We start from the raw sequence: 4,026 nt of genomic DNA, 5'->3' as shown, positions 1-4,026 counted from the left end.
GCGCTGGACCAGCCAACGTGGAATTAAAGATTGGTCCCCGCGGAACCGATCCGGTGGCCCGCCGTTATTCTCTCGACCGGTGTGCTCTCGGAAATGCGGGCGCGCCGTCTCCACAGCGAGTGACTGAGCACCTCGCAGAAGACCCGCCCCACGCCGAAGAATTGGCCGCCCTCTCGCCCGGAGGGGGACAAGTCGATACACTCAGTTGGCAAGCGGGAGGCGTCGTCCGGCACTCGTCGGGACCACGCTCGTTGATCAAATCGAGGTCGAAATGTTGAGAGATCAATCCTCTGATCGAGCCAAGCGTGAAGCCAACAAGGCGTTCAAGCCTGCGAAAACGCAGAAGCCGATCAATGACTATGCGAAGGACCAGAACTCCTTGCACGAGAATCGCGAGCGGCTGAAGGCGGAGCGATTGGCCCGCGAGGCCAAGCCGGCAAGCCGCTCCGAATAGGAGCGCCGGCACCGGACGGCGATCGCGGATCACGCTGAAGGCGCGCCAAAATCCGCGCCTGATCTACAGCATCGAGAGCACGACGATCCCGTCCTCGACGTCCCCCGAAGCCAGCTGCGCCCGCGCCATGCGCTCGAATTCGGTCCGGTTCTTGTGAAGGTAGCTGAACGCCTGCTTCTGCGTCAGAAATGTCGTCGCAAGACGACACATCTGCCGGCCCGCGCCCAGCGCGAGAAAGAAGGTGATGGTGCCACCGCTGTCCGACTTGACTCTAGGCACGACCCGCACTCTTTGGCATGTGACCGGCCCTCTCCAGATTGTCGTCGGCGCTATGGAACGCGGCTATGGCGTCACCTTCTTCTTGCGCTTCGYCGGGGCGGGCGCCGGCAACGATGCTTGAAGGGTGGCGTCGGCCGCTTCCTTGGCTTCGCGCAGCTCTCGCAGCCGAGCCATGTTCTTGCGAACATCGACGGCTTGCTTTCCCGCATCCGCCATCGCCCGCGCTCCTTCTTCAGCAGCCAAACGCTGACGGTTCGAACGCGCGATGCTTTCGGGTGTCGGTTCTGCCGATTTCCTGGCGCTCATCCCTCACCCTGCTCCGCAACAGACAAAACCCGCTCAATCCCTGGGATCGAGCGGGCAGCATGGCCGTTTCAGTACATCCGTGAAACGGCCCAGAGGCCTTAAGCCAGCGAGAGATTCTCAGCGCTGACCTTGCCCCGCATCTTGTCGGTCTTGACCTCGAAGTTGACCTTTTGGCCCTCGGCGAGACCCGCAAGACCAGCCCGCTCGACTGCGCTGATGTGAACGAACACATCGTTGCCGCCGTCGTTGGGCTGAATGAATCCAAAGCCCTTCTGGCCGTTGAACCACTTCACGGTACCTGTCGTCATTTTTCTTCTCCAAAGCGCACATGCGCGCATTCCGCGTGACACTCACGCAGAACCGATTCAATTCGTCGATGTCTCTGGAAAAGGAGCCCGCGGGCGCATTCAACAAGGCACAGCGGCTGAACGAACTGCGTTAAAGTATACCTCATCATCGTCATTTGCAAGGCTTGCCCGGATTTAATTGCGCCCGCGGCTTCGGTGGAACATTTCCAGGCTTGAAGACGAAGACCTGCGGGCATCCGATGCGAGGCAAACGAGCCTTCGCAAGCATCGATTTGATATACGGTTTCAGGTCACGTCACATCGATCAGCGCATCCGCGCGACCATGTCGGGTCGACGTCATAGCGGCCCCTGCCTTCTCCGATCCAATCACCCCTGCGGGCGAGCAACGTATCCTTGTGGACATACGCGCCGTGGGTCTTTTGCTACGATTGCCCATCACCGCCCGGCACGCGGCTTTCATCGGTGATGAGAACGCCGGTTGCGCTCCCGCCTGTTCAGCAAGGGAGCAACACCATGGGACGGCGTCACTTCAAACAGACTCAATCCCTCAGGCAGCGGCTGGCGGATGAAGCCAAACGTCTGCGCGAGGAGGCGCGCTCGCTTCCTCCGGGTCGTCGCCGCGAGATGTTGCTGCGAAGGGTGCGGCAGGACGAGACGGCCATTCAGATCGATGCCTGGATCAGCTCTCCGGGCCTGAGGGCGCCGATATGATGCAGCTCAGTCTCGACTGAGCGCTCAGCGATCGCCGCCACCGAGTTGCCCGCGGAAGAACTGCACCACGGCGGCATTGAACTCGCGGTGAAAGGCTACCCTGTCGAATCCCGCCGGCACGTCGGCGCAGATGCGCGGGATGGCCGCCGCAAGCTCGGCCGAGCAAGGTGCGAGGAAAGCAAAGTGGCCGGCCGGAACGACGTGAATGTCAGGCTTGCCCGGCAGGCTTTCTGCAACGCGCGCCGTGCCCGAACCGTCGCCCACGCCCGGGCCGCCGAACTGCGACCGCCAGAACTGGAACGGCACCTTGACGGCGGCGAGGTTCTCGCGCGTCAGGACGCCCGGCGCGGGATCAACGATGACGGCTGTGCGGATGCGCGCATCCTGTATCGGGTCAGGCGGCGTCTCACCATTGTGAAGCTGTGCGCAAGCGCCGGTCGCCTCCTTGCAGAAACTCGCCACCCTCGCAAAATCCGGCCTGGTCCCCATCAGCACGAGGCCGGTAGCCCCTCCGAGCGAGAAACCGAAGAAGCCGATCCTGGCGGGATCGATCACCGCCCTGTCCTTCCAGTCGTGCAGCACGAAATCGAGCAGGCGGACCATGTCCGCGGGGGCGCGATCCCCAGACCGACAAGGTGTCGCGCCGCGAGGAGTCGCTATAGGTGTCGCCAGGATGATTGATGGCGGCGACGACGAAACCGGCATCGGCCAGCGCCTCCACGGTGTCGTGCTGTTGGACGAACGTCCCGCCCCGGCCGTGCGAGACAATGACCAGCGGCAGCTTTGCGCCGGTGACCGGACAATCCTTCACGCCCTTCAAGTCGAAATCGGCACCGACCGAAAGACTGCCCAGCGCCACATGTGTCGGCTCCGCCGCGCATGGATACCAGATCGCGCCCGCCAGGGCGGGATCGGATTCGAGAAGCTGAATGCCCGCGGCCTGCGCAGGCGAGCCAAGACAAGAGAGCGTGACGGCGAAAGCCAAAAGCGCGCTGCGCAACGGAAGTCCCCCTGACCAAGCCCATGAGCGAAGAAGGACAACAAAATTGTGGCTTCAATTGATCAGGTGTGGACACCGATCCCGCCGCACCGGCCGCTCGGGTGGCATGAGCGGCACTTGAGCCCGTCGGATCCCCGTCGATGTTCAAAGCGGCGCGGTTGGCACCAGGCGGGCGAACAGAGGCACGTTAGAGCGCCACAGCAAGCAGTCGCGCGCGCGAGCAGACTGGCCGGCAGCAAGCTCGGAAAGCTGCTTCCGTGAGAACACATGCCGCTCGCAGAAGAACGGTCGAAGGGGCGTGCGCGAGAAGAAATTGTAGAACAGCGCGCAGCGGTCACGCGCGATCGCCGGACGCCCACGATGGTAGTAACTGGCGACATCCGTGAAGATCACCGTGCCGGCCCTGCCGATGCAGGTCGTCACGTCGCCGCTCTCCAGCGTCGTGCCGAGCCGCTCCTCCAGCATTTCCTGCGTCAGGACAGGAAAGTTGGCACCGTCGAGTGAGTCGCTGCCGGGAAAGGGACGGTGCAGGATTTCGAGCGGGCCGGTGTCGAGGTCGACATCGTGCAGGTAGACGATCACCTTGACCATCCGCCGGTCCTCGACATCGCGATGCCATCTGCGTGCCGCCACCTGTCTGCCGTCGGCGACGGTATAGAAGAAGTTCAACGTGTCACATGCAGCAGGCAGGCCGAGATAGGCCTCGACGATGTTGAGGATGCGATCGTCGAGAGGCCAGCGGACGATATGCGGATGGCGCATCATGTCTTCGGCGCCGACCTGCACCGTGTATTCGCCACCAAACTCGCCCTTTCTGGCGCGGAGGGAATAGGCGTTCGCGATTTCGGTCGCCGATGCCCAAAGCGCGTCCGTGCCGGGCAAATCCAGCTTTTCGAGCGAGGTGATATAGACGCCGTTCTTCTCCAACCCTGCGACAATTTCCGCGTCAAGCGACGAGAGTTTGGGC

At 62.7% G+C, this 4,026-nt stretch carries 7 protein-coding genes and 1 pseudogene; 3 read left to right on the top strand and 5 right to left on the bottom strand.

The window, feature by feature from the left end; translation table 11 throughout:
- Window positions 1–271 precede the first annotated feature (271 nt).
- Window positions 272–454, top strand: coding sequence for a hypothetical protein (locus tag ACXJL8_RS35880; protein ID WP_456622240.1), 183 nt, complete (start codon window positions 272–274; stop codon window positions 452–454).
- A gap of 63 nt (window positions 455–517) precedes the next feature.
- Here the strand turns inward: ACXJL8_RS35880 and ACXJL8_RS35875 are convergent, their stop codons facing one another.
- The 3 genes from ACXJL8_RS35875 to ACXJL8_RS35865 all read right to left on the bottom strand — a co-directional run bounded on the left by ACXJL8_RS35875 (window position 518) and on the right by ACXJL8_RS35865 (window position 1,347).
- Window positions 518–742 carry a hypothetical protein gene (locus ACXJL8_RS35875; protein WP_456622239.1) on the bottom strand — a complete coding sequence of 75 codons (225 nt, stop codon included), beginning with the start codon at window positions 740–742 and terminating at the stop codon, window positions 518–520.
- A 54-nt stretch (window positions 743–796) separates the two neighbouring features.
- On the bottom strand, window positions 797–1,039 hold the full coding sequence (locus tag ACXJL8_RS35870) for a transcriptional regulator (protein ID WP_456686526.1): 243 nt from the start codon (window positions 1,037–1,039) through the stop codon (window positions 797–799).
- 98 nt (window positions 1,040–1,137) lie between these two features.
- Window positions 1,138–1,347: a cold-shock protein gene (locus ACXJL8_RS35865; RefSeq protein ID WP_247990441.1), complete on the bottom strand. Its 210-nt coding sequence runs from the start codon at window positions 1,345–1,347 to the stop codon at window positions 1,138–1,140.
- 514 nt (window positions 1,348–1,861) lie between these two features.
- Between ACXJL8_RS35865 and ACXJL8_RS35860 the strand changes: the two genes are divergently transcribed.
- A complete protein-coding gene (locus ACXJL8_RS35860) occupies window positions 1,862–2,059 on the top strand; it encodes a hypothetical protein (RefSeq protein ID WP_456622237.1) in 198 nt (65 codons plus the stop codon).
- Between the two features lie 24 nt (window positions 2,060–2,083).
- Here the strand turns inward: ACXJL8_RS35860 and ACXJL8_RS35855 are convergent, their stop codons facing one another.
- Window positions 2,084–2,662 (bottom strand): alpha/beta hydrolase family protein, encoded by a 579-nt coding sequence (locus ACXJL8_RS35855; protein WP_456622236.1) that lies wholly within the window; start codon window positions 2,660–2,662, stop codon window positions 2,084–2,086.
- A 70-nt stretch (window positions 2,663–2,732) separates the two neighbouring features.
- Here ACXJL8_RS35855 and ACXJL8_RS35850 point away from each other — a divergent pair, with 70 nt between their 5' ends.
- A complete protein-coding gene (locus tag ACXJL8_RS35850; protein ID WP_456622235.1) occupies window positions 2,733–3,074 on the top strand; it encodes a hypothetical protein in 342 nt (113 codons plus the stop codon).
- Between the two features lie 129 nt (window positions 3,075–3,203).
- On the opposite strand, the pseudogene ACXJL8_RS35845 reads toward ACXJL8_RS35850, so the two are convergent.
- Window positions 3,204–4,026, bottom strand: a pseudogene (locus ACXJL8_RS35845) (hypothetical protein); the annotation flags it as partial.

This window comes from Bradyrhizobium sp. P5_C11_2 (assembly GCF_054049755.1).
Note: the sequence above shows the minus strand (reverse complement) of the source record. Positions and strands in the feature narration are given on the sequence as shown.

Excerpts from the sequence above, each read along its gene's own strand:
- ACXJL8_RS35880 (WP_456622240.1), top strand. The coding sequence starts at position 272 with ATGTTGAGAGATCAATCCTCTGATCGAGCCAAGCGTGAAGCCAACAAG.
- ACXJL8_RS35865 (WP_247990441.1), bottom strand. The coding sequence starts at position 1,347 with ATGACGACAGGTACCGTGAAGTGGTTCAACGGCCAGAAGGGCTTTGGA.
- ACXJL8_RS35860 (WP_456622237.1), top strand. The coding sequence starts at position 1,862 with ATGGGACGGCGTCACTTCAAACAGACTCAATCCCTCAGGCAGCGGCTG.
- ACXJL8_RS35855 (WP_456622236.1), bottom strand. The coding sequence starts at position 2,662 with ATGGTCCGCCTGCTCGATTTCGTGCTGCACGACTGGAAGGACAGGGCG.
- ACXJL8_RS35850 (WP_456622235.1), top strand. The coding sequence starts at position 2,733 with ATGATTGATGGCGGCGACGACGAAACCGGCATCGGCCAGCGCCTCCAC.